The organism is Synergistota bacterium (assembly GCA_021159885.1).
Taxonomy (GTDB): Bacteria; Synergistota; GBS-1; order GBS-1; family GBS-1; genus AUK310.
In genome coordinates this window covers 13,062-39,922 of the sequence record JAGHDO010000010.1, presented here as the reverse complement: position 1 = coordinate 39,922, position 26,861 = coordinate 13,062, and the positions used below count along the sequence as shown (strand labels likewise).

Here is a 26,861-nt window from a genome sequence, read left to right as displayed (position 1 = left end):
AAATTTTTATTTGGTGTTTATTATAGCCTCGACGAGCTTAACTCCGAACTTAGGCGCGTATTTATCGTAAACCGGTTTTACCGCTTTTCTGAAGGCTTCTATATCCGGATAGGTAACTACCATTCCCTTTTTCTTGACGAAGGCTAACCATTCAGTTTCCTTACTGTTGTCATAGTTTCTCTCGTATTCAGCGGCTTTCTGTGCAGCTTCCTGAATGACCTTTCTATGCTTTTCAGGAAGCCTTTTCCATGTCTTTAAGCTCATCATTATGACAGCTGGCGCATAAGCATGTCTCGTCATGGCGAGATATTTCTGAACTTCATATAGCTTAAATGCATAAATGACGTTTAATGGATTTTCCTGACCATCCACGGTGCCCTGCTGCAGTGCAGTCAAGACCTCGGTCCAGGCCATGGGAACCGCGTTAGCCCCAAGGGCTTTAAAGGTATCCACGTATACAGGGTTCTGCATGACCCTTATCTTGAGCCCCTTAACATCTGCGGGTTTGTAAACGGGTCTTTTGCTATTTGTAAGATTGCGAAATCCTCTTTCTGCGAAGGCAAGACCCTTCCATCCCTGCTTTTCCATGTCTTTAAGCAGGCTCTTTCCTATGGGACCGTCCAGAACCTTATATGCATGCTCTGGTCCTCTGAATAAAAATGGGAGGTCTATGACTCCGAACCTTGGCACGAAGTTGATTATAGGCCCTGTGGTTATAACGCCGGCGTCTACTACGCCCATTTTCATCCTCTCAAGGAGCGTTCTCTCGTCTCCAAGCTGTGCGTTTGGATAGATCGTTATGGTTACCTCCCCGTTGGTTTCCTTCTCGACGAGCTCCTTGAATTTCACAGCACAGATGTGAAAAGCGTCTTGGGTATTCACCACGTGAGCAAGCTTGATATTGATTTTAGCGGAGGCTACCGCGCCCACGGCGATAACGGTGAATATGACCAACATCAGACTCACGAAATATCGTTTCTTCATATAGCTCCCACCTCCTGCAGTAATCTTCTTATTAGGAGATTTTATCTCTAAGAATTTGATGTGTCAAATTCGTTTTTGTTTCGTGCGGTTTCTTCTAAAATTTCCTTATCTTTTGCTACGAAGCTTGACAATACTTTAAGATCTGTGTTATCTTGATGAGGATCCTTCTTAAGGGGAGGGCTGTGTGAGAATGAGATGGGCTGATATTGAAAGGTATGTGTCCAGGAATATAGGAAAAAGCTTGGAGCTTGCTAAGGAGGATAGCGCTTATATTGCATCTGCTGCTTCCTTAAAGTATTATCCTCTCTGCGTTGAGAGGGCGGAGGGAGCTAAGGTATGGGACTTAGATGGAAATGAGTATATCGATTTTCTAACCAGCGCTTGTGTTTATAATGTCGGGCACAGGCACCCTAAGGTCGTTGACGCGATAAAAAAGCAAATCGATAAAGTACTTAACTATACTATCGTTTATCTCTATCACGAGGCTCCTGTGAAACTTGCGAAAGCGCTGGTGGAAATTACTCCTGGAGATTTTAGGAAAAAGGTAACCTTTGGTTTTTCTGGTTCGGATAGCGTTGATTCCGCTATTAAGTCTGCGCGGGCTTATACCGGGAAAAAACATGTTATATCTTTTCTGGATTCTTATCATGGTATGACATATGGGGCTCTTTCCGCAACCGGTATATTAAAACCGGAAGTGAGAAATAAAGTTTATCCAATATCTGAGATAAGCTTTCTGGAGTACCCTGATCCTTATAGAAATAGCTGGGGAATAGATGGCTATAAGGATCCCCAAGCTTTGAGCGATAGGGCACTTGAGAACGTTAAGCGTGAAATCGAGAGGCTTTCTGGGGACGTGGCAGCGATTATTATAGAACCCATGCAAGGCGATGCTGGTGTTGTAATACCTCCGGTTGAATTTTTTAAAGGATTGAGAAAGCTTTGCGACAAATATGGGATCGTTCTTATCGATGAGGAGGTTCAAACCGGGATAGGCAGGACGGGTAAATGGTGGGGGATTGAGCATTTCGGCGTTGTCCCGGATATAATTTCAACCGCGAAGGCTCTCGGTGGCGGCATGCCCATATCTGCTGCCGTGGGTAAAGAGGAGATAATGGAAAGCGTTCCTCCTCCGCTTTTCGTTTTTACTCATCTTGGTCATGCGGTCAGCGCAAGCTCCGCTATGGCAACCATTGAGGTCGTGGGGGAAGAAAAACTGCTTGGTAGGACGAGCAGCTTAGGGAAACGCCTTATCGATGAGTTTGAGAGTTTAAAGAACGACTTTGATTTTATAGGAGATGTTAGAGGAGTAGGTTTTCTCATAGGTATTGATATCGTGAAAGACAGGGAGACGAAAGAAGCTGATAGAGAAACCGCTCTTAAGATATGCTGGAGAGCTTGGGAAAAGGGTCTAATACTCGTTACTTTTGGCAAAGGGGGTAACGTTTTAAGGATTGCACCTCCGCTTGTTATTAGAGAAGAGGAGCTTGAGCGTGGCGTAAGTATAATAGAGGAAGCGATGCGCGATGTTCGCGATGGTAAAGTTCCAGATGATGTAACGAGGTTTCTTAAAGGATGGTAATGGTTTTTAAGGGAGGCGTTTAATCTTAAACGCCTCCCTTATTTTTAACCTTTTCTCTGAGCCTGCAGAAGGTGCATATCCCTGCGGTGGTGGGATAACCGCATCTCTCGCATGGCTTAAGCTGAGGTGGAACTTCCTCTCCAAAAAGCCTTTTCTTGTTTTTGAGAAATTCCTTGTAAAATCTGAGTTTTGCTCCTGGCATTTTTCTCTCTATTTGGTTCATTATATCTTTATAGAAATGAGATGTGGCTCCTTTAGACAGAGGGCATCCACCCAAAACGTGATCTATTTTTGAAACTTCAACATAACCTTTTATCTCTTCTTCACTACATAGGGCTAATGGCTTTACCTTTCTGACGAACCCCTCCCTTTCGTTCAGGATGGGACCTTGCCTTCTAAGGTACTCTATCTGCCAGTTTAAAACGTTTCCTAAAAGCACGGAGCATTCATCGTCGAGATGATGACCGGTTGCTATAACATTATAGCCATGGTCTAATGCTGTCTTGTTCATTATATATCTCTTGATCATGCCACAGAAGGCACATGGTTCTCTTTTCTCCTTTCGAGCGAGTTCTATAAGATTCATGTTAAAAAAATCCTCTATCTTAACTATGAATAGCTTTCGGGACAGCTTCTCTGCCAGTAACTTGCTTTTTTCCATTGATACTGTGGAAAAATAGGGTATTCCTAGATCTATAAACATTCCATCCGCTTGATAGCCAAGATTTTCCAAAATCTGCCACAGCGCTAAGCTGTCTTTTCCCCCGGATACGGCAATTAGGATTCTATCGTCTTTTTTAAGAAGCTTATATGATTTTATGGTTCTTTCAACCCGCCTTTCCACGAACCTTTTAGCACAGTCTTCGCATAAAGCAATCCTGTGGGATCTAAAGAAAAAAATCGCTTCCTTCCCACACATCTTGCACTTCCTCTTTTTCAAAGCTTGTCACCCCTTATAGTTATTCCTAACCCCGCTGGAATATAGTTTTTACCAAATATTTCTTTAAATATCAAGCGAGCTTTCTCGCCTGAGCAGTGGGTCGGAGCAACGTTGATTACACCGAGTTTCTTAAGGTGGAGAGCTATGTGGGTTATTTCACTTTTTCTTATTCCACAGAGGTGAAACCCTCCTATAAGGAGAAGAATTTTCTTCCCCGTTATTTTCATTGCTCTCTCCGCTATTTTTACTATGCCAGGGTGCGCACATCCGGTTATCACTATAGAGCCTCGGGGAGTATCAAGTATCAAGGATTGTTCCTTTATCCACTCTCCAAGCTCACCTGTTGAGTAGACTCCTTCACCTATTTGCTGAGGATCTCTTCCTATTTGAAGGAGATTTGCTCCCAGGTGCGTGATTTCCTTCTTTATCCTATCAGGAAACGCTTTTGGGATATATACGCTGACATTATGATTTTCTCTGAGAAAGCTTGCGAGTCCTCCAGTATGGTCTCCATGCGCGTGGGAGAGAAAGACCGCGCTCACCGATCTCGGATCTATGTTAAGAAGTTTCATGTTCTCAAGCAAGATTTTTCCATTTCCTCCAGTATCGAAGAGAATATTTTTCCTATTATACTTGATCAGGCAGGAGAACCCCCAATCTCTGATCAATCCGTCGCTTTCGCTGCACAGCTCGTTATCGTAAACGATGGTTATTCTGATGAGCTCTTCGCTTCCCTTGATCGCTCCCGTTCCCATGAAGAAGAGTGTTAGAAGTAGCACGATACCCCTCATTTTAGCTCGCCTCCTTTCTCCTAATATGCTGGAGGATGAGCTTATTTTTGTCAACCAGGATCTTGACGAGGATATTTAAAACGGTTATAATACAATATGAAATATACTGTATACAATCTACAAGAGGTGAAGCCCTATTTCCTTAAGAAAGATTGACGGATATGAGCTTTTGACGCAGAAGGTTTATAAAGTGCTTAAAGAGGCAATTTTAAACGGTGATCTCCCTCAGGGAAGCAGGCTCGTTGAGACTAAGCTTGCTCGTCAGCTTGGTGTCAGTAGAACCCCAGTGAGAGAGGCAATTCATAGACTTTCTGTGGAGGGTTTCGTGAAGCTTGTTCCCAATCAGGGAGCTTTTGTTGCTGAGATATCTATCGAGGATATCGAGGAGGTTTTCCAGATTCGGAGCGTTCTCGAGGGACTTGCGGTGAGGCTCTTTATAAAGAGCAGGGAGGAGGAAGAGGTAAAGGAGCTTGAAGGGAAAATAGAGGAGATGAGATGTGCTATAGAGAGAAAAAATATAATAGCTTACTCGGATGCGGATGCTGAATTTCACAGGCTTATATGGTTGTTTTCTGGGAATGAAAGGCTTCTAAAGGTTCTCGATGGCATGGTCTCCTACATAGATGCTTACAGGCTGAAATCCCTTTATATACCGGGAGTTATGGAGACATCATTTCAAGATCATATAGAGATAGTCGAGCTCGTTAAGCAGGGGGATCCAAGGAAGGCTGAAGAGGTCATGAGAAGGCATGTTGATACCGTTCTTGAGAAGATCTTAGAGGCGGGGAGGTGTTAACTTGAGGATCTGTGTTTTGGTCAAGCAGGTTCCCGCGACCGATAAGGTAAAGATGGATGAGAAAACGGGAACGATGATAAGAAGCGAAATGGAAGCAGAGCTTAATCCTCTTGATATGTATGCGGTTGAGGAAGCCGTGAGAGTTAAAGAGCGATTGAATGGAGAAGCTGATATTACGGTGATATCTATGGGCCCCCGCATGGCTATAGAAGCGATTAAAGATGCTATATCTATGGGATGCGATAGGGGGTATCTGCTTTCTGATAGGCTTCTCGCTGGTTCGGATACCTTGGCTACCGCTTATGCTCTCGCTAAGGCTATAGAGTATCTCGGTGGTTTCGACATAATTTTCACCGGTGAGAGGGCAACCGATGGAGAAACCGGCCAGGTAGGCCCAAGCGTTGCCTCTCAGCTTGATCTCATAGCATTAACCTACGTAAGCAAGATAGAGGAGATAGGGAATGGCTACATAAGAGTTCAAAGAGCGATTGAAGGAGGACACGAGGTAGTGGAAACGGATCTTCCAGTTTTAATAAGCGTGGTTAAGGAGATAAATGAGCCAAGAATACCGAATCTTGCTGGAAAGCTTAGAGCGAAGGAGGCAGAAATACCTATTTTAACTGCGGAAGATTTAAACCTTGACAGAGGGAGAATAGGACTTGATGGTTCACCGACGAGGGTTGTCAGGATTTTCTATCCCAAGCTCTCAAGAAGCGGGAAGATAGTTGACGGAAAAGATCCAGAGAAAGCGGTAGAGGAGCTTATAAGCTTTCTTGAGGAAAAAGAGATACTTTAGGAGGGACCTGCTATGAAAGGGAATTTGAGCGAGTTTCGCGGAGTGTGGACCCTGGGCGAGTGTAGGGATGGGGAGATAAGCTCCATATCGTTTGAGCTTTTAAACTGGGGGAGAGCCCTTGCTGATAAGCTCGGTGTAGAGCTCTCGAGTGTGATTATAGGGTATGGAATTAAGGATAGGTTAGAGGAGCTCATATATAGAGGAGCTGATAAAGTTTATGCTGTTAATCATCCTTTGCTCGAGCGTTTCACGCCGGATGTTTACTCTCGTGTGCTTGAGCGCCTCCTTGAGGAATATAAACCTGAGATCTTTATAGCTTCAGCTACCACTCTTGGAAGAACCGTCATGCCGATATTAGCAGCGAGAATAGAGACGGGATTAACTGCCGATTGCACGGGACTTGATGTAGAACCCGATACCCGTCTTTTGCTTCAAACGAGGCCCGCGATAGGTGGAAACGTGATGGCAACTATAAAAACCCCGAATCACAGGCCTCAGATGGCTACCGTCCGCCCGAGATCTAAAAGACCTCTTCCCAAAGATACATCGAGGAAGGGAGAAATAATCATTAAAGAGTATCCGGAGGAGCTCTATAGATCTAAGGTAAGGTTTTTGAAGTTCATCAAGGATGAAACGACGGAAGCTCCTCTGCAGGAAGCAGACGTAGTCGTGGCGGGAGGAAAGGGACTTAAGGGGGAGAAAAACTTCAAAATGCTTTACGAGCTTGCTCGCCTTCTTGAAGGAGCAGTAGGAGCTTCAAGACAGGCAGTCGATATGGGATGGATTTCTTACTCTCACCAAGTTGGGTTAAGCGGAAAAACCGTAAGCCCGAGGCTATACATGGCTATAGGGATCTCGGGAGCTGTCCAGCATCTTGCGGGGATGACCTCATCTGAGACCGTGGTTGCAATTAACACGGATCCGGAAGCGAACATATTCAAGGTTTCAGATTTCGGCATAGTTGGGGATCTCTTTGAGATAGTTCCTTTGCTTATAGAGAAGATAAAGGAACGCAAGGAGGGTAAGAAAGATGGCTGATGAGTTTGGAAAGGTCACGCCGTCATTTGTAAAGGAGCTAAGGAGAATAGTCGGTGAGAAGGCGGTCATATATGAGGATAAGGAAGCCCTTGAAAGCTATTCCGCAGATGAAGCGGGCGGAGAGTATTATGCACATATGCCGGATGTTGTAGTTAAGCCCGAAAATGCCGAGCAGATCTCAAGGATAGTTAAGTTGGCCAATGAGGAGAAGATTCCGATAACGCCGAGAGGGGCGGGAAGCGGTCTCGCGGGTGGATGTGTTCCAATCTACGGTGGCATAGTTATTTCCCTCGAGAGAATGAACTCGCTTATAGAGATAGATAAGAAAAATCTCGTTGCGGTTGTGGAACCAGGTGTCGTTACGAATGATCTCTGTAAGCGCGTTGCCGAGGAAGGGCTTTACTATGCCGGGTATCCCATGAGCGTAGAGACAAGCTTCATAGGTGGTAATGTCGCGACGAACGCTGGGGGGAGTAAAGTTATAAAGTATGGAAATACGGGACATCATGTCCTCGGGATAGAAGCGGTCTTGCCTAATGGAGAAATAGTGCAATTTGGTGGTAAAAGGAGGAAAGATTCGAGCGGTTATAACTTCGTGAAACTGCTCGTTGGTTCTGAGGGAACGCTTGCCATATTTACCAAAATTTTCGTGAACTTGATTCCCCTGCCTGGGAAGACCGTAGATATGCTTATGCCTTTTAAAACTGTGGAAGATGCCATAAGAAACGTGCCGATAGTCATAACCGAGAGCAAGGAGCTGCCAACGGCGGTTGAGTTTATAGATAAGGTTTCCGTTCAACTTGGTGTTAAGTATAACAATACGACGCTTCCCTTCCAAGACGAAGCAGAAGCCTATCTGATAGTGCAGTTTGAGGGCAGAACTAAAGGTCAGCTTGAGGAAATATACGAGAAAGTTGGTAAGGCTACTCTTGCTAACGGAGCTCTTGATGTTTTTATAGCGGATAATAGAAGCACATCCGAGATAATCTGGAAGGTCAGGAGAAACTGGCTTGAGGGAATAAAAGCGGTAGATCCTTATGTTCCGACTGGAGATGTGGTCGTTCCGACATCTGAGATACCTGAAATGATGGCTTTCATAGAGAAGATATCCAAGGATTATGGAGTTAAGGTTCCGGTTGCTGCTCACGCTGCGGATGGAAACCTTCACCCCGCTCCTATGAAGCCAGCAGACGTGAAACCTGAAGATTGGAGATATATGTCAGAGGAAATTCTCGATAAGATCGCTTTAAAAGCGGCTGAGCTCGGTGGAGCTGCGAGCGGAGAGCACGGAATAGGTTTCGTGAAGAAGCACGTTCTTGGAGAGACCAAGAAGAAAGAAGTTGAGCTTATGAAACAGCTTAAGAAGTTATGGGATCCCAATAACATAATGAATCCGGGCAAGCTGTTTTAAACCCATATAAAGCAGAAAGGGGGTAATCAAGGTTGGGTTTGGCTGAGGGTGCTCTTATAGCGTTCGTACCGATACTCGTGGTTCTGATCCTCATGGTGGTTTACGATATGCCTGCTGCCAAGGCTATGCCGATAGGTTGGTTCGTGGCGATAGTTTTAGCTGCGGTTTTCTGGAAGATGCCGGGCGTATGGATAGCCAGTGCTACGATTAAGGGTATGCTAACTGCCTTGAAGATACTTCTTATAGTATTTGGAGCAGTTCTTCTCTACTACGATATGCTTGAAAGTGGAGCGATATCGATGGTTACCAACGCTATAATGGGTTTAAGTAGGGATAGAAGAGTTCAAGCAAGCTTGGGATGGTTGCTCGTTACTTTCTTTGAGGGAGCTGCCGGCTTCGGTACACCGGGTGCCATAGTAGGCCCTCTTCTTGTAGGGATAGGTTTTCCAGCTATGGTTGCTGCTCCACTCGTTTTGATTTATGACTCTACACCCGTTTCATTTGGATGCGTTGGTATACCGGTTTGGGGTGGTGTTGGCTGGACGCTAAACGTGCCCAGCGTTCAACAGGCGCTATCTGCTGCAGGCTTGGATTATACCTATTGGGTGAACAGAATGGTAGGGGGATGGACTGGTATAATCCACGCCATTATAGGAACGTTCCTTCCCCTGCTTGCTCTTTACTACCTGATTAAGTGGACTAAAGGGACGAAGAAGGATTTCAGAGAGGCTATTCCCCAAGCCCTTATGGCTGGCTTGGTTTTCACGGTTCCTTATGTGCTTATAGCCATTTTCATAGGGTCTGAGCTTCCTTCACTTCTTGGTTCTCTGGTAGGACTCGGTATATTTACGTGGCTTCTTAAATCTGGGAAGTTCAGCTTCTCTAAGCCATATGAGTTTAAAGAAGAAGATGAGGTCCACAGGGAGCTCGTTAAAGAAGAAGCTAAGATTAAGCCCAAATTTGGGACATTTACCGCGTTTCTTCCTTACATTCTCATAGCCCTTACGCTCGTTTTAACGAGAACGGTTCCCTTCCTTAAGGCTCTCGTTACGAAAAACTGGGTTATAAAGTGGAGTCATATTCTTGGTACGAATACAAGCTTTGTGATGAAGGTGGCGAATAACCCAGGGCTTTATTTCGTGGTGATAGTCTTGTTGAGTCACCTTTTCTTCAAGATGAAAGGTGAACAGATAAGAAAAGCATGGGGAATAACCTCTTCCAAAATGGTTCCCGTTGCGGTTGCGCTTGGCTTTGCGATATCTTTATCTCAGGTCATGATCCTTTCTGGGAACAACCCTGCTCATATAGATTCCATGCTCATAATGATGGCTAAGGGAATAGCGAGCATAACAGGTAAGGCTTACTCTCTTGTTGCTCCATTTGTCGGAGTTCTGGGAGCCTACATGGCAGGCAGTAATACGGTATCGGACATAATGTTTTCCGGCTTTCAGTTTGAAACTGCGACCATCCTTCATATCCCTCGCACTATCATTCTTGCGGAGCAGGTTGTAGGTGGAGCCGTGGGTAATATGATATGCGTTCATAACGTCGTTGCCGTTGCTGCTACCGTTGGAATTATAGGGAGGGAAGGAGCTATAATAAGACGTAATCTTATACCCTGCATAATATACTCGGTGGCAGCTGGATTGCTCGGAACGCTGTTTATACTGCTTATGCCGAATCTTTTCTAATCGGGGTCTGTTCGAAAGAGATGTAAGGTTTTATTCCTCTCTGCCCTGCAACTTTGGCAAAGTTGCAGGGCAGAAAACTGTCTATGGATGGGAGTTGTGAGAATATGATTAAAAGGTTAATATTCGAACCAGAATTCTTTTTCGAGAGTTTGAGGGAGTCCTCTATAGAAAGGAAGGATTTAGTAGGTCCGGCTATTATAGTAGCCTTAACAGGTCTTATAAATCCCCTTACCGTTTTTTATATCCACGGTGAGGTTTCTTATAGCTTCGTCCTCTTTTCGATATTAATCTCTATCGCGGGTTGGACATTCTTTTCTGTAGTGGTTCATAAAATTTCAGAGACGCTTTCTGGCTTTAGGAGAGCGAGTTTTATAAATTTACTTTATGGCTTAGGAGCTTCAAGGCTTCCCATGCTGATTTTTCTCTTTACGATGGCATTCGTATGCTTAAAGCATAATGTGAACATAGTTTCTTCAAGATTTGCAATGGTTTATGTGATCTCCGTTTTGTGGATGTTCTATCTGTATGGGTTATGTGTTTCGAAGCTTTATGGGCTTTCGTTTTTAAGATCGATTTTCGCCGTGATTTTCTCGTTTATAGCTATCACAATGGCTATGTCTCTTCTTGGAAGGGCTTTCGGTTGGGTTTCCTTATCCATTCCAATTTTAGGCTAAGGAGGTGTTTCTCTCGGATGAAGAAGGGATTCAGGCTCGCTATGGGTGATGGTTTTGTCGAATTTGATTACGATGATGCGGATATAATAGAGGTTCTTAGGACTAAGGAAATGCCAGAGGTGGAGGATGAAAAGGAGCTGGTTAAGAAGGCTCTGAAAAAACCTATTGATTCTGCTCCTTTAAGGGAGCTCGTTAAGCCTAAAGATAGGGTGTGCATAATATTCAGCGATATGACGAGATTGTGGGTCAGGCATCATGTATTTATGCCCTTTATCCTTGAGGAGCTTAAAGCTGCTGGCGTTAAACAGCAGAATATATTTGCTATATGCGCTAATGGTGATCACAGAGATCATACAGGGGAGGAATTTAAGAGGCTTCTGGGGGAGGAGTCTTACGAGTTTCTTCAGGGAAGAATATACAATCACCATGCGAGAGATAAAGAAGAGAACATCTATCTTGGCAAAACTACATATGGCACACCCGCTGAGATTAACAAGATGGTTGTTGAAGCTGATAAAGTCGTTCTGACTGGTGGTATAGTTCATCACTTCCTTGATGGCTTTGGAGGAGGTAAGAAGGCAATTATGCCCGGAGTTTGCTCGCGGGACTCTATAATGAAAAATCACAGTCTTGCGCTTCATCCCGTTCCGGGAAAAGGCCTTGATCCGACTGTGAGAGCTGGCGTCATGAGGGGTAATAGAGTTAGCGAGGACTCCGTGGAGGTTGCAAGCTTCGTGAATCCCTGTTTTCTCGTGAATAGCGTTGTTAGTCCCCATGGGAAGATAGCTTATATAGTGGCTGGCAATTATATAACTGCCCATGAAGAGGGGGCTAAGTTTTGCAATGAATACAATAGCGTTGAGATAAGCGAATTAGCAGACCTCACTATAGTTTCGTGTGGGGGTTATCCTGAGGACATAAATCTGTATCAGACCTATAAGACGCTTTATAACGCTGAGAGAGCGACAAAGGAAGGAGGAGTCATAATTTTGGTTTCCGAAAGCAGAGAAGGAATGGGGAATGATGATTTCTATCACATGTTCATAGATTACCGTGATAATAAAGAAAGGGAGGAGGCTCTGCGAGCTAACTATACCATTGGAGGGCATATGGCATTTCATACAGCACTGATGGCTGAGAAATTCCGCATATTTCTGCTAACAAGTCTTCCAGATGAGAAAGTTAGAGAGGCGGGAATGGAACCCATACGAAGCGTTGAGGAGGGGATAGAAAAGGCTAAAGCAATACTTGGCTCTCATCCTTCGACTTACGTGATTCCAGAGGGGCATAAGCTCCTTCCCTTTTTGAAGGAAGATATTATAAAATAATTTTAACGATGTCTCAAAATTTTCCTTAGGAGGTGATGTTTTGAAAACCAAGATAATCTTCATAAGGCACGGCGAGTGTGAAGGGAATAGAGTGGGGCTTTTCAGAGGTAGGAGAGATTTCCCCCTCAATGAGAACGGGGTAAAACAAGCTGAGGCGCTTAGAGAGGAGTTAAGGAAGTTCGGGTTGAGTGCCGTTTATTCGAGTCCTCTTTCACGGGCGTTAAGGACTGCTCAGATAATAGCAGAACCTCATGGTTTGAGTCCCATTGTCGATGAGAGCTTCACTAATATCTCGCTTGGCTCGTGGGAGGGAAGACCCAAAGCTGATATAGAAAGAGAATATCCAAAGGAATGGAAGACATGGATAACCGTTCCTGAGGACCTTTCCCTGCCAGGAGCGGAAAGAGTAGATGATGTGAAGGAAAGGGCATATAAGGGATTGTTGAGGATTCTTCCTCAACATGAAGGTGAAATCATAGCTATAGTTAGTCATAGGGCGGTTTTAAAACCCCTTTTTGCTGCTATGTTTGAAGTGAAAAAGCCATATTTTTGGAAATTTCACTTTGATACCGCTTCTTATAGCATCGTCGAGTATAGAGGGGAAAGAGGCTTTACTCTGATCCTTTTAAACGAGACGAAACATCTGACCGACTTTGTTGTTGAGGAAGTTTAAATGATTGGAAAAGTTTCACTAAAGGGTGTATAATAGGTAAGGTTTATTTGCCTTAACGAGAGGGAGGTGAAGGTTTTGGAGGGGCTCGTTGAGATACGCTGGCACGGTAGAGGAGGTCAGGGTGCGAAAACAGGAGCCCAGATATTAGCGGAGGTGTTCTTTGAGGAAGGATATCATATTCAAGCTTTCCCGGAGTATGGAGCTGAGAGGTCTGGGGCTCCTATGAAGGCTTTTGATCGCTTAAGTAAGGAGGAAATACTGCTTCACTGTCAGGTTGAGCATCCTGATATGGTCGTTGTTATCGATCCTACCCTGCTTACCGCGGTTAACGTTACCGAGGGACTTAAGGAAGACGGAGCGCTCATCGTCAACACTCCACACGCTCCTGCTGAGGTAAAGGAAAAACTGGGGTTAAAGACGCAAAAAGTTTATACCGTTGATGCCACGAAGATAGCCCTCGAGGAAATAGGGATAAACACGCCGAATACGCCTATGCTTGGAGCTTTAGCTAAGATAATCGGTGAGGTTCCTCTTGAGAAGTTTGAGGAGCATTTCAGATCCAAGTTTGCCGTTAAGTTAACCCAGGAGAAAATAGAAGCTAACCTGAGGGCTATGCGCCGTGGATATGAGGAGGTGCGAGGGGAATGAGTTTAAAAGGATGGAAGGATATACCGCCTGCGGGTTTGATATTAGATGCGGGGAATGCTGCTCTTTACAAAACTGGCACGTGGAGAAGCGTAAGACCTGTCTGGGACGAGTCTAAGTGTATCCATTGCCATCTGTGCTGGCTTCATTGCCCGGATGGCTCCATACTCGTTGAGAATGAAAAGATGGTAGGAATAAGCTATGACTATTGCAAAGGGTGCGGGATCTGTGCTTCTATATGCCCGAAGAAAGCCATAGAGATGAAGCCGGAGTCTCTCTTTGAGGGAGGTGAGTAGGGTGAAAAGGGTTGCTATAACTGGAAACGCTGCGGTTGCTGAAGCTATGAGACAGATAAACCCTGATGTAGTTGCGGCTTATCCCATAACTCCACAGACTGAGATAATGATGACGTTTGCTCAGTTCGTTGCTGATGGGCTTGTTGATACTGAAGTTGTTACGGTTGAAAGCGAGCATTCTGCCATGTCTGCGTGTGTTGGAGCTGCTGCAGCAGGGTGTAGAGTCATGACCGCTACCTCTGCTAATGGTTTAGCATTGATGCATGAGATAGTCTACATAGCTTCCTCCCTGAGACTTCCCATAGTTATGTGTGTGGTTAATAGGGCTCTTTCTGCTCCGATAAATATACACTGTGATCATGCTGATACTATGGCAGAGAGGGATTCCGGCTGGGTTCAGATATATAGCGAGACCGCTCAGGAGGTTTACGACCATATGTTCTTGGCCTTAAGGCTTGCCGAGCATATGGATGTTCGTCTGCCCGTTATGGTCTGTCAGGATGGGTTTATAATTTCTCACGGCGTTGAAGTTGTTGAGCTCCTCGATGATGAGCAGGTTAAAAACTTCATCGGTGAGTATAAGCCCTGGTATCCTCTCCTTGATACTGATCATCCGATCACATACGGTCCTCTCGATCTTTTCGATTACTACTTTGAGCATAAGCGTCAGCAATTTGAGGCGATGAAAAATGTCCCGCGGGTTTACGATGAAGTTGCTAATGAACTTTCAAAGCTCACTGGCAGGAAATACCCTAAGATAGAAGGATTCTACTTAGACGATGCGGAATACGTTATAGTCGTTATGTCCTCAACTGCGGGAACTACAAAGCACGTCGTTAAGGAAATGAGAAAAGAGGGTAAGAAGGTTGGTATGCTTAAGGTAAGGCTTTTCCGCCCCTTCCCCGGTGAGGAGATAGCGCGTGTGCTTGATGGTAGGAAAGCCGTAGCGGTCTTGGACAGAGCTTATTCCACTGGAGCTGAGGCTCCGCTCTTTTGCGAGATAAAGTCCGCCCTGTATGAGGCTCAGTCGAGGCCGAAGCTTGCTTCATACATATATGGACTTGGCGGAAGAGATACTACGCCCACGCTTATAAGGAGCGTATTTGAGGATCTCATAAGCGGCAGAATATCCAAGGAAGAGAAGTATCTTGGAGTCAGGGAATAAGGGGGTGTTTTAGATGGCCTTGACGATAAAGGATCTCTTAAAAAGAGAGGAGAGGCTTTCCTATGGGCACAGGTTATGTCCGGGTTGTGGTGCTGCCTTGACCGCGAGGCTGGTCATGCTCGCGGTAGATGAGCCCGTTGTCGTTTCATGTGCCACTGGTTGTCTCGAGGTTTCCACGACCATCTACCCGTATACCGCTTGGAGGGTACCATGGATTCATAACGCTTTTGAAAATGCTGCTGCGACAATAGCTGGCGTGGAAGCGGCGTATAAGGCTTTGAGGAAGAAAGGTAAAATAGACAAAGAGGTAAAGTTTATCGCCTTTGGTGGAGACGGTGGAACATACGATATAGGTCTGCAGGCTCTCTCAGGAGCCCTTGAAAGGGGACATGATTTTCTGTATATATGCTATAACAACGAAGGTTATATGAATACCGGCGCTCAGAGATCCGGTGGAACTCCCAAAGGGGCTAATACTACCACTGCTCCCGCAGGTAAAGTTATTCCCGGAAAACCCCAGTGGAGAAAGGATTTAACTGCCATCGTGGCAGGACATCACATTCCATATGTTGCTCAGACGACCTTGCATAACCCGCTTGATTTGGTCAACAAGGTTCGTAAGGCGATAGAAACGCCTGGTCCTTCCTTTATAAATGTCCTTGCTCCCTGCGTTAGATTTTGGAGAATAAGTCCATCCGAGATGATTAAAGTATGCAAGCTTGCTGTTGATACCTGCTTCTGGCCCGTATTTGAGGTCATAGACGATGAGTGGAAGCTCTCCTATAAGCCGAGACAGAAAAAACCTATAGAGGAGTTTTTGAAGGTTCAGGGAAGGTTCCGCCACCTGTTTAAGCCAGAAAATCGCCATATAATAGATGAGATTCAAAAAGATGTAGATAGACAGTGGGAATATGTACTAAGGATGTGTGGTGAAAAGACATAATTTATGCTATAATTAAAATGTAGCATATTTCTATAAACTTTTTAAGGGGGGGATGGGCGCGTGAGGAAAATCATTGTAGCAGCGTTGATTTTGTGCGTTGCGTTGACTGGAGTTGCTGTAGCGAAAACGATTAAAATAGGCGCTATTTATCCATTAACCGGACCCATAGCGAGCACGGGATTACGCTGTAAATATGCAGTTGAAGTAGCGTTAAAGATAATAAACGAGGCTCATCCGGAGCTTAAGGGTATACCGCTTGCTGAGACTGCGGGACTTCCAAATCTCGGTGGTGCAAAGATAAAGGTCGTATTTGCCGATAGCCAGGCTAAGCCGGATGTTGGAAAGGCAGAAGCAGAAAGGCTTATAACTCAGGAGAAAGTAATAGCTCTTGTTGGTGCCTATCAGAGTGCGGTTTCGAAGCCAGCCTCCTTTGTGGCGGAGAGATATAAGATTCCCTTTGTATGTGGTGCCTCCAGTTCTGCGGCCCTGACGGAGAGAGGGTTGAAGTACTTCTTCCGTATAGCTCCAACTGATGCTACCGATTCCGTTGGTTTTCTCAAGTTCCTGAAGTGGCTTTCTAGGAAGACGGGCAAGCCTATAAAGACTATAGGTGTATTCTACGAAAATACGGAGTTCGGTAAACACGCTGCTCTTGAGGCTAAGAAAGCAGCTAAGAAGATGGGATTTAAAGTTGTAGCTGATGTTCCTTACACTTTTGGATCTACGAATCTGAATGCTGAAGTTCAAAAGCTTAAGGCTGCTAATCCCGATGCGATTCTTGTGGCGTCCTTGATAGGAGATTTTACTCTTTTCGTTAAGACGTGTAAACAGCTTGATTATGCACCGCCAATATCCCTTTCATATTGTGGAGGCTTTCAGGATCCCAGCTTTATAAAAAACGTGGGAAAGGATGCAGACTACTGGTGTGGAAGCCAGAGCTTTGCTAAAGACTTGCTTCCGAAGATGCCCCTGCTTGCCAAGGTAAATGAGATGTTCAAGAAGCTGGCTAAGGGGGACTATGATGGTCCAACGCTTGAGATTACTCATGCGGTTCTCGTTCTCGCTCAGGCTATAAACCTTGCTGGTTCTACGGATGGTGATAAAATCAGAGCGGTTCTCGCTAAGACCGAGTTTCCTATGCCTCTCGCTATAGCGGGGAAGGTTAAGTTTGGACCTGGTGGTCAGAATATATACGCTGAGACAGTTATTCAACAGATTCAGAACGGTAAGTATGTTACCGTCTATCCAGAGAATCTTGCGTCGGCTAAGCTTGTTTATCCTATGCCTGCATGGGGGAAGAGGAAGTAAAAGGGACGATGCACTTGACGGTAAGGGGAGGGTTCTTTTTGGAGGGGCCCTCCCCTTTATTATGCTTTCGGTAAGGAGGGATCCTTGTGATACTTTATCTTCAGGTAGTGGTCAGTGGTCTTCTTATGGGATTGGTTTATTCCCTCGTTGCCGTTGGGTTGAATCTCATCTATGGTGTTATGGATGTTCTAAACTTCGCACATGGTGAATTTTTAATGCTATCTATGTATGTATGTTTTTGGTTTGGCTTTCTCTGGAAAATAGATCCTCTTTTTTCGTGGATATTTGCTACTGCGTTTGCCTTCTTGCTGGGGTTAGTAGTGTACAAACTCGTTATAAGGAAAGTGGTAGGTGCTCCCGCGCTAGCTTCTCTCCTTGCTACCTTTGGATTGAGCATATTTTTGAGAAATGTAGCGCTTTTCCTTTGGGGACCTAACTATAGGTTTTTGAATAAAACCATTCTTGGAGATCTTAGAATGGTCTTAGGGGGAGTCTCGATAGGGGGACCGCAGCTTGTTGCCGGCATAGCTTCGATAGCGGTGACACTGTTTATCTATTTCCTAATGAGAAGGACTAAACTTGGTTGGGCCATTCAGGCCACCGCTCTTGATAGAGAAGCTGCTCAGCTTATGGGAATAAATACGGAATGGATATTTGCACTGACCTTTGGGATAGGAGGAGCTTGCGTTGGGGTAGCTGGGGGAATGCTTTCAAGCTTTTATTATGTTTTTCCCGAAGTAGGTATACTCTTTTCCTTAATAGCTTTTGTTACCGTTGCGTTGGGAGGATTTGGTTCTATCGGCGGTGCCTTCTGGGCAGGGATACTGATAGGTTTGGCTGAGGCTCTTGGAGGCTTCTTTATAGCCCCTGTGTTTAAATATGTCATAGTTTTTGCGATTTACCTTCTGGTCGTTCTTATAAGGCCGAGGGGGTTATTCGGATGGTAATATTTATAATTGCTGGAGTTCTGGCGGTTCTACCACTGATCATAAAGAGCGTTTTCTTCCACCATGTTTTGATAATGACGCTTCTTTATGCCACACTGGCTCAGGCGTGGAATATAATAGGCGGATATGCAGGACAGGTTTCCTTTGGACATGCGGTTTTCTTTGGTATCGGTGCCTATACCTCCACAGTTTTGCTAAGGGATTTCTCACTAACACCTTGGATCGGAGCTATAATCGGAGGACTGATAGCGGTAGCGGTTGCAACCGTGATATCTTATCCAACATTTAAGCTTAGAGGACATTACTTTGCTATAGCCACTTTTGCTATTGTGGAGATATTTAGCGAACTTTTTAAAGTATGGGATTACGTTGAAGGGGCTATAGGAATAGACCTTCCCGTTCTTAAAGAGGGCTTTTATAACTTCATGTTTTACAAGAATAAGCTTCCTTATATTTATGTGATGCTTGCTTTCTTTCTATTCGTTTTTCTTCTCGTTAGGAAGCTTGAGAAAATGCGTTTTGGATATTACCTTAAGGCTATAAAGGAAAGTCAGGAAGCTGCAGAGGCTATAGGTGTGAACTCCACGAAATATAAGCTCTTTGCTATGATGATATCTGCTTTTCTGACCGCTCTGTGCGGAACCTTTTATGCTCAATATATTCTCAGGATAGAGCCCGCTACGGTTATGTCTCTCGATGTTTCTATAATGATAGTTCTCGTAGCAGTACTTGGAGGAGCTGGTCATCTTTGGGGACCTCTCGTGGGAGCCGCTATTCTCGTTCCTCTATCGGAGTACACGCGTGCTCTTATAGGTGGAACAGGTAAAGGCGTTGATTTGATAATATTTGGGTTGCTTATAATGCTCGTTTCAACGAGTCAACCGAGGGGTGTAGTTGGAATGTTTTTCTCTCTTAGAAGGAGGGCGTAGGGGATGGGTATCATCCTGGAAGTTTCGAATCTCACAATGAAGTTCGGGGAGCTTGTGGCTAATAAGGATGTCTCCTTTAAGGTGAATGAGGGAGAGGTCCTTGGGCTTATAGGTCCCAATGGGGCTGGCAAAACTACATTGTTTAATTGTATAACGGGTTATTATAAACCCCTTTCAGGTAGGGTCTATTTCCTCGGAGAGGATATAACCGGCTTACCCCCTCACGAGATAGCAAGGAGGGGAGCGGTTAGGACATTTCAGATAGTTAAGCCTCTTAAGGAGATGAGCGTTCTGGATAATGTTATGGTCGGGGCTTTTCTGAGGGAGCCGAGCGCTATTAAGGCTCGAAAAATCGCAGAGGAAGTTATCGAGCTCTGTGGCATGAGGGAAATCATGCATAAGCCTGCGGGAAGCCTTACTATAGCTGATAAGAAAAGGCTCGAGCTTGCGAGAGCTTTGGCAACTCGTCCAAGACTCCTGATGCTCGATGAGGTAATGGCTGGGCTAACCTCCACGGAGGTCAAGGAGGCGGTAGAGCTTCTCCTTAAGATAAGGGATAGGGGAATAACGCTTCTCGTTGTTGAGCATATCATGGAAGCGATAATGCCTATAGCGGACAGGGTTGTCGTCTTGGATGGGGGGGAGAAGATCGCTGATGATGTGCCTGAGAAGGTCGTTAATGATGAGAAAGTTATAAAGGCTTATCTGGGGGAGAGGTATCATGCTCGACGTAAGAGATCTTAAGATAGCTTATGATGATGTCCCCGTCGTTCACGGGGTCTCCTTTAACGTTAAAGAAGGAGAGGTTGTATCCATAGTTGGCGCAAACGGAGCAGGTAAAACAACTCTGCTTAGAGCTATAGCTGGCTTGATTACTCCGGTTAGCGGGAAGATAGCCTTTCTGGGGGAGGATATAACATCGCTTCCTGCTTTTGAGGTTGTTAAACGAGGGATATCTTATGTGCCGGAGGGGAGAAGGCTATTTTCAAAGCTTTCGGTGAGAGAAAACTTACTTCTTGGTGCCTATTACATAGAGGATGAAACTAAGGTTAGGGAGCTCTTTGATCAGGTTCTCGAACTTTTCCCTCATCTTAAGGAAAGATTGAATCAGAAAGCAGAGACCTTAAGTGGTGGAGAACAGCAGATGCTCGCTATAGGTAGAGGATTGATGTCTGATCCCAAGCTCATAATGATAGACGAAATGTCTTTGGGATTGATGCCCAAGCTCGTTGAGAGAGTCATGGGAGTGGTAAGTGAGATAAAGAAAGCAGGAAAGACCGTTCTTTTGGTCGAGCAGATGGTCGAGGAAGCTTTGAGCATATCAGACCGGGGTTATGTCCTTCAAACAGGGAAGATAGTTCTATCAGGCACGGGTGAGGAGCTTCTTAAGAGTGATATGGTTAGAAAAGCCTATCTTGGGCTTTAGTAATCTGAAGGGAGATGGTATGACCTTGAGGGAAGAAGTTTTAAAGGAAGCGGTGAAAAAGTTAATCTTCAAGGCGGTAGTTCAGCTACCGGAGGATGTAAAACATGCTCTTAAGAGGGCTTATGAGAGTGAAGATTCAGAGCTTGCGAGAATCCAGCTTAAAGCGATGCTTGACAATATAAAACTTGCTGAAAGAGAGAAAAAGCCCATATGTCAGGATACAGGGATAATGATATTCTACGTTGATGTTGGCACGGAGTTCCCCTTAAGAGATATCAATCTTGAAGAGGTTTTAAAAGATGCCGTTCGAGAAAGCACTGATGAAATTCCCCTGCGTCCTAATGCGGTTGACCCTCTCACACGCTCTAACCCAGGCGATAATGTAGGATTATCCATACCCTATATAAGCTGGAATATAGTTCCGGGAGATGACCAGATGCTAATAACGGTAGTACCCAAAGGGGCGGGATCTGAGAATATGAGCGTTCTTGCTGAGCTTCCCCCGGTAGAAGGATTAGGAGGTGTAAAATCGTTCATTTTAGAGACGGTTATTCGCGCTGGTGGGAAGCCTTGCCCTCCCACGATAATAGGAGTTGGAATAGGTGGAACCGCACCTCTCGCTATGAAACTCGCTGATTTGGCTTCCCTGAGGAAGGTCGGAAGCCATAATTCCGATCCGTTTATCGCAGATCTCGAGCGGGAGCTACTTGAGAAAGTTAACTCTCTCGGGATAGGCACCATGGGACTTGGTGGCAAAATAACCGCGCTGGCTCTTCACATAGAAAGTGCTTATACTCATACTGCAAGCCTTCCGGTAGCGGTAAGATTCCAGTGTTGGGCTTCGAGAAGGGCTTCCTTGAGAGTAACCAAAGATGGCGTAATCGACTTTATATAATTGGGGGTGATATCCTTTGGAATATCGGCTTGAAACTCCGTTGGTTGCTGAGGATGTTAAGAAGCTTGAGATAGGGGATATAGTCTATCTTTCAGGGCTAATATACACCTTCCGGGATAGAGCTCATCAAAGAGCAATGGAGTACAAAGCTCAGGGTAAGCCTCTTCCTCTGGATCTTGAAGGGGCAGTCATCTACCATTGTGGCCCCATAGTTAAGGAGGAGGAAGGGGAATGGCGACTCGTCGTTGCGGGTCCAACGACGAGCGCCCGTTTAAATCGCATTGAGCCCGAGTTTATTCGTAGCTTTGGGATTAGGGGAATAATAGGAAAGGGTGGAATGGATAAAATGGTACTTGAGGCTATGATGGAGAATAGCTGTGTTTATCTTGCCTTTCCTGGAGGATGCGCTGTTTTAGCTGCTTCAGCGGTTGAAAAGGTTGAGGGAGTAGAATGGTATGATCTTGGTATGGCTGAAGCGGTTTGGAAGCTTCGCGTTAGGAATTTTGGTCCCCTTATAGTGGCTATGGATACTCATGGTGATAGCATATATGACAATGTTGCTGAGTTAACTCCACCCCTTGACGAAATTCTCTAAGTGTTTTCTTATCATTTCGTCTGCCTCTTCGGCAGCTCTTGCTGAAGAAGAGGCGAGTTTGCCTATTTCTTGGGCTACCACGGCGAAGGTCTTTCCAGCAGTCCCGGCACGAGCGGCTTCTATCGCAGCGTTGAGGGCAAGGAGCTTAGTTTGCCCTGCTATCTTAGATATGGTTTTGACCACCGTCTTAAGATCATTGTTGGCTTCAGCGACGCTTTCTCCTACCAAGCTCATGTAGGTTTCTATGACTATTTGAACATCGAGATTTATTCTTTTCATAAGTCCGCTAAATGTTAAAATAGCTTTATCTTTTTCCTCTTTATATGCATCGAATACGGCTTCAAGCAATGGCTTGATGAGTGGATTATATATTCCTATGAAATGTTCGAGCGCCACACCGGTTTTGTAGTTTTTTTTGCCGAGGGTCACTCTCTTCTCAAGATAGCGGGCATCTATGTTATCTTTGATTAAGCTCGTTAAGTATTCTCTCAAGGCGAACCTCCATTCCTCTGCTTTTGATGTGCCAAGTGCATGCTTTCTTCTTTCTTCTGCTCTTGAGAGATGATAGTAGATCTTATCGGCAAAGTCGGAGACTTTCTTTTCAAGTATATTTGCTATCTCTCTTAATGCTTTCTCTTCCTCTTCCGTGATCATAGTAAATTCCTTTTTCTGCGCTATTCTTTCCTCTTCGCGCATGGGTTAGCCTCCCTTCTTCTTGAGCCTCCTTTTTGATACTCAAAATCATATTTGAAACTTAATTCGGTGTCAAGAGTGGGATACTTCAATAATCGTTGTGTTTGACAGCCTTCAAGATATTAGTTATAATTTTACCGAATAAGCTAAAGCTTTATTTTAGAAAGGAGGGATTTTCAAGGTGAGAAAGCTATTAGTGATATCACTGGCTCTGGTAACGGTCTTCGTTCTTTCCACAGGTGCGCTTTCAGCTCCAAAGCTTTTCTTTGGCTCAACCCAGCTTCATCCTGCTGAAGAGAGGGAATTTATGATAGGAAAGCTTCTTAAGGCTTTTAAGGCTGAGACAGGTATCGACGTTGAGTTCGTTGCTTTGACTTATAATGAGATGCTTTCAAGAATGATTGCCGAGCAAAAGAGCGGGAAGGTAACGCTCTCTCTTGTTGGGGATCTCCATGGGGGGTTGGATGTCATGGCATCGAGGGGACTGCTCCAGGAGATAAAAGATATATCTCTTCCCAATAGAACTTTTATACCAACCCTCGAGAAGTATTCCGTAATAAAGGGTAAGAAGGTTTATGTGCCTTGGATGCAAGCTACCTATGTTATGGTTGTTAACAAGGAGGCTTATAAATATCTACCTAAAGGACTCACGGTAGATGATATAAAGAAGCCAACGAAGAAGTGGACCTATGACGCTCTTCTCGCTTGGGCTAAGAATTTAAAGGAAAAGACCGGTTCTCCCAAATTTGGCCTTCCCATGGCTCCAAAGGGACTATTCCACAGGTTCCTTCACGGATATCTTCTTCCTTCATTCACCGGCTATCAGGCTAAGAAGTTCAACTCCCCTGGTAGTGTGAAAGCGTGGGAATATATGAGAAAGCTCATCAAGTATACTCAACCAGCAAGTTCAACTTGGGCTGCTATGAGCGAACCACTGTCTAAGGGTGAGGTATGGCTTGCTTGGGATCATACCGCGAGGATTAAGCCTGCTATCGTTCAGTCTCCGGAGAAATTTGATGTTATCCCCGTTCCAAAGGGGCCTGCCGGTAGAGGGTATATTATAGTTGCGGTTGGACTTGCCGTTCCTAAGGGAGCTCCTGCTAAGGAGGAAGCATATAAACTTATCGAATATCTTACCAGACCCGATATACAGATTAGCGTTCTTCAGAATGTAGGATTTTTCCCGACGGTTAAGGAAGCTGCTGGAGCGATTCCTGCTGGAGCTCTTAAGGTTCTGGCACAGGGAGTAGTTGCTCAGTCGTCTGCACCGGATTCCATAGTTGCCATGATACCAAATCTTGGAAAGCTTGGAGGAAAGTTTACCAATACTTACAGAGAGGTGTTCAGAAGAGTTGTGCTTCAAAAGATGGACATAAAAAAGGAGATAGCTCGTGCAGGAAAATATCTGCAAAAGCTGTTTAAGGAGGCTGGTGCACCTATCCAGTAAAGATCTCTTTTCTGGTAAACCCAAGGGAGGGAGCTTTTTATGGGACTAATAAAAGCTCCCTCCCTATTTAATTTGAGAGGTGGTTTATCTTGCTTGTTCCCTACCTTTTGTTTCTTCCCACGTTGGTGTACCTTGCGGTCTTTATGGCATATCCTCTTGTTCAAGCTCTCATCTTGACATTCACGAGTGAGGGAGGCGCTGGTTTAACCCTTGCAAACTGGCATTCGGTTTTCTCAGATCCCATGTTTTGGGAAGCGCTCAAAAACACCTTGCTTTTAACTGGTGTTATTATTCCACTTCAGGTTCTTCTCGCTTTGCTTTTGGCCTTATTTGTGAATTCTAAGTTTAGAGGATATATGATAGTTATATACCTTATAACCATTCCTCTTGCTTTAAGCGATGTTTCTGCTGCTCTAATGAGCTATAACATTTTTTCTCCGCAAGGGTATCTAAATAAGGTGCTTTTAAACCTGGGCCTAATACACGAACCTATATATTTCTTTGGCTTCAACGTTAAATCGCGGGAGTTTTGGATAATAGTTCTCACTGAGGTTTGGAGGGCTACCCCTCTGGTGTTCGTTATCCTGCTCGCCGGATTACAGATGATAGGAAAGGAGTACTTCGAGGCGGCAGATGTTTTCGGCTTCAGCAGATTGCAAAAGTTTTTCTATATAACGCTTCCCCTGCTTAAGACGAGCTTGCAATCCGCGCTTCTTTTGAGGACCCTTTTTGCCTTTCAAATCTTTGGCGTGGTCTGGCTTCTCGCTGGAAGGGATATACCTATACTCGCGGGAGAAACGTTTTATCAGCAAACAGAGCTACAGGACTATAATGTCGCTGCGGTTTATGGTGTTATAATAGCGATCATTTCCGTTATAATAAGCTGGTTTTACTTAACGTTCCTGAAGGGAGCCAAGGAGCTGAGCGAATCATGAAGGCAAAGAAGCTTAAGAAAGCCGTTGTTTTCGCCGTCTCAATTCTCATAGGGTTGTGGTTTCTCATCCCCGTTGTTCTTATAACTCTTTCAGCTTTTGCCGTCTCTGAGGATTACTATAATCCTCGTCTTATAATACCAAGGCATTTTACCGTTTCTCACTTTTACAAGCTATTTTTCACGCTTGGTGCGGGGCATGCTACGATGGTAAGCTTGCTCGTAGCGGGGGTTACCATAATATTGAGTTTTATGCTGGGGATTCCTGCGGGCTATGCCCTTGCGAGATACAGGTTCAGGGGTAAGGATAGTCTCAAACTAATGGTCTTATCAACAAGGATGTTTCCTCTGATGATACTTGCGATACCGCTTTTGGTGATCTTTATGCGGTTGGGCATAAGCGACACCGTTTTGGGAATAGCCTTGGCTCACACAACTATGGTACTCCCCTTCGTTATTCTTATAACGAGCTCTATATTTGCTGGCGTGGATGTGGAATTTGAAGAAGCGGCTATGATTTTTGGGTTATCAAGAGCGAAGGCGTTTTTTAAGATAACCCTTCCTCTCGCTCTTCCGGGGCTGGCAGCTTCGGCCATATTTGCCTTTATAATGTCGTGGAACGAGGTTTTCGTGGCTGCTATTCTCTCGCTTCAGAATAGAACGCTTCCTGCCCACATACTAAGTACTGCGATGGATTCGCCAGACTACTTTAAGTTTACAGCGGGGTTTATAATGGCGGTTCCGGCTTTAATTTTCATTTATTTTGCGAGGAGATACCTGGTCTCCATGTGGGGCATATCTCTTAAGTGATTTCTTATTTGGGAGGTAGGCTAAGCTATGGTCAAGGTTATACTTAAAGAGGTTACTAAGAGGTTTGGCAAGACCCTTGCGGTTGATAGAGTCAGCTTGGAGATAGAGAGGGGAGAATTTGTCGTTCTTCTCGGTCCATCGGGGTGTGGGAAGACCACACTTTTAAGATGCATATCTGGGCTTGAAGAGGTTACATCTGGCAAAATATTCTTCGATAACAGGGATGTTACTGATCTTCCTCCGAAGGATAGAAATATATCCATGGTTTTTCAAAACTATGCGGTGTGGCCTCATCTTACCGTGAGGGAGAATATTTCCTTTCCTCTTAAAATAAAGAAGGTGGAAGAAAGCGAGATAGATAAGAAGGTCAAATGGGCTTCCGAGCTACTTAATATCTCAGAGCTCCTCGAGAGATATCCTCATCAGCTTTCTGGAGGACAACGCCAGAGAGTAGCAGTTGCGAGAGCCATAGTGGTGGAGCCCAGCGTATTGCTTATGGACGAACCTCTCTCGAATTTAGATGCGCTTTTAAGAGTTAAAATGAGAAGCGAGATAAAGAAACTTCAGGAGGGGTTAAAGGTAACCACTATATATGTAACCCATGATCAGGTCGAAGCTATGACTATGGGAGACAGGATAGCGGTCTTAAGGGATGGAAGGTTGCAGCAGATAGGCACCTCGGAGGAAATATATCATCGTCCTGCTAATCTTTTCGTTGCTGGCTTTATAGGTTCTCCACAGATGAACTTCATAAGTGTAGGCTTAGTTAATGAGAATGATGAACTCTTTATAATTGCTGATGGGCTTAGAGTACCAGTTCCTACGGATCGAAAGGGGGAGCTTTTAGAGAGCGGGGAGGAGAGCTTGATCTTCGGGATAAGGCCTGAGCATATATATCTCAGGGAGGAGAAAAATAGCGTTCCTTTTGACGCTGAGGTTTATTTTGTTGAGGCTTTAAGATCCGATACGGTCGTTCATGCGAACGCTTCTTTCGGGAAAATTGTTATAAAACTTCCTGGAGATGTTCCATTGAGGGAAGGGGAACGGGTGAAGTTCTTCATAGATGTTGAGAGAATACATCTTTTCAGTAGAAAGACTGAAAGGGCTTTCTTTTAATTAATACGGGA

The 26,861-nt window shown here is 44.8% G+C and carries 28 protein-coding genes; 24 read left to right on the top strand and 4 right to left on the bottom strand.

The features are described 5' to 3' along the window. Positions 1–6 precede the first annotated feature (6 nt). Positions 7–984 carry a TRAP transporter substrate-binding protein gene (locus J7M13_00795; GenBank protein ID MCD6362531.1) on the bottom strand — a complete coding sequence of 326 codons (978 nt, stop codon included), beginning with the start codon at positions 982–984 and terminating at the stop codon, positions 7–9. Positions 985–1,174: 190 nt separating this feature from the next. Between J7M13_00795 and J7M13_00790 the strand changes: the two genes are divergently transcribed. Further along, on the top strand, positions 1,175–2,566 hold the full coding sequence (locus J7M13_00790) for an aminotransferase class III-fold pyridoxal phosphate-dependent enzyme (GenBank protein ID MCD6362530.1): 1,392 nt from the start codon (positions 1,175–1,177) through the stop codon (positions 2,564–2,566). A 25-nt stretch (positions 2,567–2,591) separates the two neighbouring features. Here the strand turns inward: J7M13_00790 and J7M13_00785 are convergent, their stop codons facing one another. After that, entirely contained in the window at positions 2,592–3,506 is a 915-nt protein-coding gene (locus J7M13_00785) for an adenine nucleotide alpha hydrolase family protein (GenBank protein ID MCD6362529.1), read from the bottom strand. Continuing rightward, positions 3,503–4,297, bottom strand: coding sequence for an MBL fold metallo-hydrolase (locus tag J7M13_00780; protein MCD6362528.1), 795 nt, complete (start codon positions 4,295–4,297; stop codon positions 3,503–3,505). The genes J7M13_00785 and J7M13_00780 overlap by 4 nt, the downstream gene beginning before the upstream one ends. A 190-nt stretch (positions 4,298–4,487) precedes the next feature. On the opposite strand from J7M13_00780, the gene J7M13_00775 reads away from it, so the two are divergent. The 19 genes from J7M13_00775 to J7M13_00685 all read left to right on the top strand — a co-directional run bounded on the left by J7M13_00775 (position 4,488) and on the right by J7M13_00685 (position 21,853). Continuing rightward, the gene (locus J7M13_00775) at positions 4,488–5,093 is read left to right on the top strand and encodes a GntR family transcriptional regulator (protein ID MCD6362527.1); all 606 of its coding nucleotides are present in this window, start codon (positions 4,488–4,490) and stop codon (positions 5,091–5,093) included. Between the two features lies 1 nt (position 5,094). Next, positions 5,095–5,889 (top strand): electron transfer flavoprotein subunit beta/FixA family protein, encoded by a 795-nt coding sequence (locus J7M13_00770; GenBank protein MCD6362526.1) that lies wholly within the window; start codon positions 5,095–5,097, stop codon positions 5,887–5,889. 12 nt (positions 5,890–5,901) lie between these two features. Next, on the top strand, positions 5,902–6,927 hold the full coding sequence (locus J7M13_00765) for an electron transfer flavoprotein subunit alpha/FixB family protein (protein ID MCD6362525.1): 1,026 nt from the start codon (positions 5,902–5,904) through the stop codon (positions 6,925–6,927). Beyond that, positions 6,920–8,338, top strand: coding sequence for an FAD-binding oxidoreductase (locus J7M13_00760; protein ID MCD6362524.1), 1,419 nt, complete (start codon positions 6,920–6,922; stop codon positions 8,336–8,338). Before J7M13_00765 ends, J7M13_00760 begins: the two co-directional genes overlap by 8 nt. A gap of 32 nt (positions 8,339–8,370) precedes the next feature. Further along, positions 8,371–10,029 (top strand): L-lactate permease, encoded by a 1,659-nt coding sequence (locus tag J7M13_00755; GenBank protein MCD6362523.1) that lies wholly within the window; start codon positions 8,371–8,373, stop codon positions 10,027–10,029. A 104-nt stretch (positions 10,030–10,133) separates the two neighbouring features. Continuing rightward, entirely contained in the window at positions 10,134–10,703 is a 570-nt protein-coding gene (locus J7M13_00750; GenBank protein ID MCD6362522.1) for a YIP1 family protein, read from the top strand. A 17-nt stretch (positions 10,704–10,720) separates the two neighbouring features. Continuing rightward, positions 10,721–12,031: a nickel-dependent lactate racemase gene (gene larA, locus J7M13_00745; protein ID MCD6362521.1), complete on the top strand. Its 1,311-nt coding sequence runs from the start codon at positions 10,721–10,723 to the stop codon at positions 12,029–12,031. Between the two features lie 40 nt (positions 12,032–12,071). Next, a complete protein-coding gene (locus J7M13_00740; protein MCD6362520.1) occupies positions 12,072–12,704 on the top strand; it encodes a histidine phosphatase family protein in 633 nt (210 codons plus the stop codon). Between the two features lie 75 nt (positions 12,705–12,779). Next, positions 12,780–13,352, top strand: a complete 573-nt coding sequence (locus J7M13_00735; protein ID MCD6362519.1) for a 2-oxoacid:acceptor oxidoreductase family protein — start codon at positions 12,780–12,782, stop codon at positions 13,350–13,352. Next, positions 13,349–13,645 carry a 4Fe-4S binding protein gene (locus J7M13_00730; GenBank protein MCD6362518.1) on the top strand — a complete coding sequence of 99 codons (297 nt, stop codon included), beginning with the start codon at positions 13,349–13,351 and terminating at the stop codon, positions 13,643–13,645. Before J7M13_00735 ends, J7M13_00730 begins: the two co-directional genes overlap by 4 nt. Continuing rightward, a complete protein-coding gene (gene porA / locus J7M13_00725; protein ID MCD6362517.1) occupies positions 13,638–14,810 on the top strand; it encodes a pyruvate ferredoxin oxidoreductase in 1,173 nt (390 codons plus the stop codon). The genes J7M13_00730 and porA overlap by 8 nt, the downstream gene beginning before the upstream one ends. 13 nt (positions 14,811–14,823) lie before the next feature. Then, positions 14,824–15,753 carry a pyruvate ferredoxin oxidoreductase gene (locus tag J7M13_00720; protein MCD6362516.1) on the top strand — a complete coding sequence of 310 codons (930 nt, stop codon included), beginning with the start codon at positions 14,824–14,826 and terminating at the stop codon, positions 15,751–15,753. Between the two features lie 60 nt (positions 15,754–15,813). Beyond that, positions 15,814–17,061 (top strand): ABC transporter substrate-binding protein, encoded by a 1,248-nt coding sequence (locus J7M13_00715; protein ID MCD6362515.1) that lies wholly within the window; start codon positions 15,814–15,816, stop codon positions 17,059–17,061. Between the two features lie 86 nt (positions 17,062–17,147). Beyond that, positions 17,148–18,008 (top strand): branched-chain amino acid ABC transporter permease, encoded by an 861-nt coding sequence (locus J7M13_00710; GenBank protein ID MCD6362514.1) that lies wholly within the window; start codon positions 17,148–17,150, stop codon positions 18,006–18,008. Then, positions 18,002–18,937 (top strand): branched-chain amino acid ABC transporter permease, encoded by a 936-nt coding sequence (locus tag J7M13_00705; protein ID MCD6362513.1) that lies wholly within the window; start codon positions 18,002–18,004, stop codon positions 18,935–18,937. The genes J7M13_00710 and J7M13_00705 overlap by 7 nt, the downstream gene beginning before the upstream one ends. Before the next feature lie 3 nt (positions 18,938–18,940). After that, a complete protein-coding gene (locus J7M13_00700; GenBank protein ID MCD6362512.1) occupies positions 18,941–19,681 on the top strand; it encodes an ABC transporter ATP-binding protein in 741 nt (246 codons plus the stop codon). Then, the gene (locus J7M13_00695) at positions 19,659–20,363 is read left to right on the top strand and encodes an ABC transporter ATP-binding protein (GenBank protein MCD6362511.1); all 705 of its coding nucleotides are present in this window, start codon (positions 19,659–19,661) and stop codon (positions 20,361–20,363) included. The genes J7M13_00700 and J7M13_00695 overlap by 23 nt, the downstream gene beginning before the upstream one ends. Before the next feature lie 19 nt (positions 20,364–20,382). Further along, positions 20,383–21,258 (top strand): fumarate hydratase, encoded by an 876-nt coding sequence (locus tag J7M13_00690; GenBank protein ID MCD6362510.1) that lies wholly within the window; start codon positions 20,383–20,385, stop codon positions 21,256–21,258. A 16-nt stretch (positions 21,259–21,274) separates the two neighbouring features. Then, positions 21,275–21,853, top strand: coding sequence for a fumarate hydratase C-terminal domain-containing protein (locus J7M13_00685; protein MCD6362509.1), 579 nt, complete (start codon positions 21,275–21,277; stop codon positions 21,851–21,853). Here the strand turns inward: J7M13_00685 and J7M13_00680 are convergent. Next, positions 21,824–22,549, bottom strand: a complete 726-nt coding sequence (locus J7M13_00680; protein ID MCD6362508.1) for a globin-coupled sensor protein — start codon at positions 22,547–22,549, stop codon at positions 21,824–21,826. The two genes, J7M13_00685 and J7M13_00680, sit on opposite strands and share 30 nt — an antisense overlap. A 304-nt stretch (positions 22,550–22,853) precedes the next feature. Here J7M13_00680 and J7M13_00675 point away from each other — a divergent pair, with 304 nt between their 5' ends. From J7M13_00675 to J7M13_00660, 4 genes are all read left to right on the top strand, one after another. Continuing rightward, positions 22,854–23,993 (top strand): carbohydrate ABC transporter substrate-binding protein, encoded by a 1,140-nt coding sequence (locus J7M13_00675; protein ID MCD6362507.1) that lies wholly within the window; start codon positions 22,854–22,856, stop codon positions 23,991–23,993. A gap of 143 nt (positions 23,994–24,136) precedes the next feature. Continuing rightward, a complete protein-coding gene (locus tag J7M13_00670) occupies positions 24,137–24,928 on the top strand; it encodes a sugar ABC transporter permease (protein MCD6362506.1) in 792 nt (263 codons plus the stop codon). Further along, a complete protein-coding gene (locus tag J7M13_00665) occupies positions 24,925–25,734 on the top strand; it encodes a carbohydrate ABC transporter permease (protein ID MCD6362505.1) in 810 nt (269 codons plus the stop codon). The genes J7M13_00670 and J7M13_00665 overlap by 4 nt, the downstream gene beginning before the upstream one ends. 27 nt (positions 25,735–25,761) lie before the next feature. After that, the gene (locus tag J7M13_00660) at positions 25,762–26,850 is read left to right on the top strand and encodes an ABC transporter ATP-binding protein (GenBank protein ID MCD6362504.1); all 1,089 of its coding nucleotides are present in this window, start codon (positions 25,762–25,764) and stop codon (positions 26,848–26,850) included. Positions 26,851–26,861: the final 11 nt, after the last annotated feature.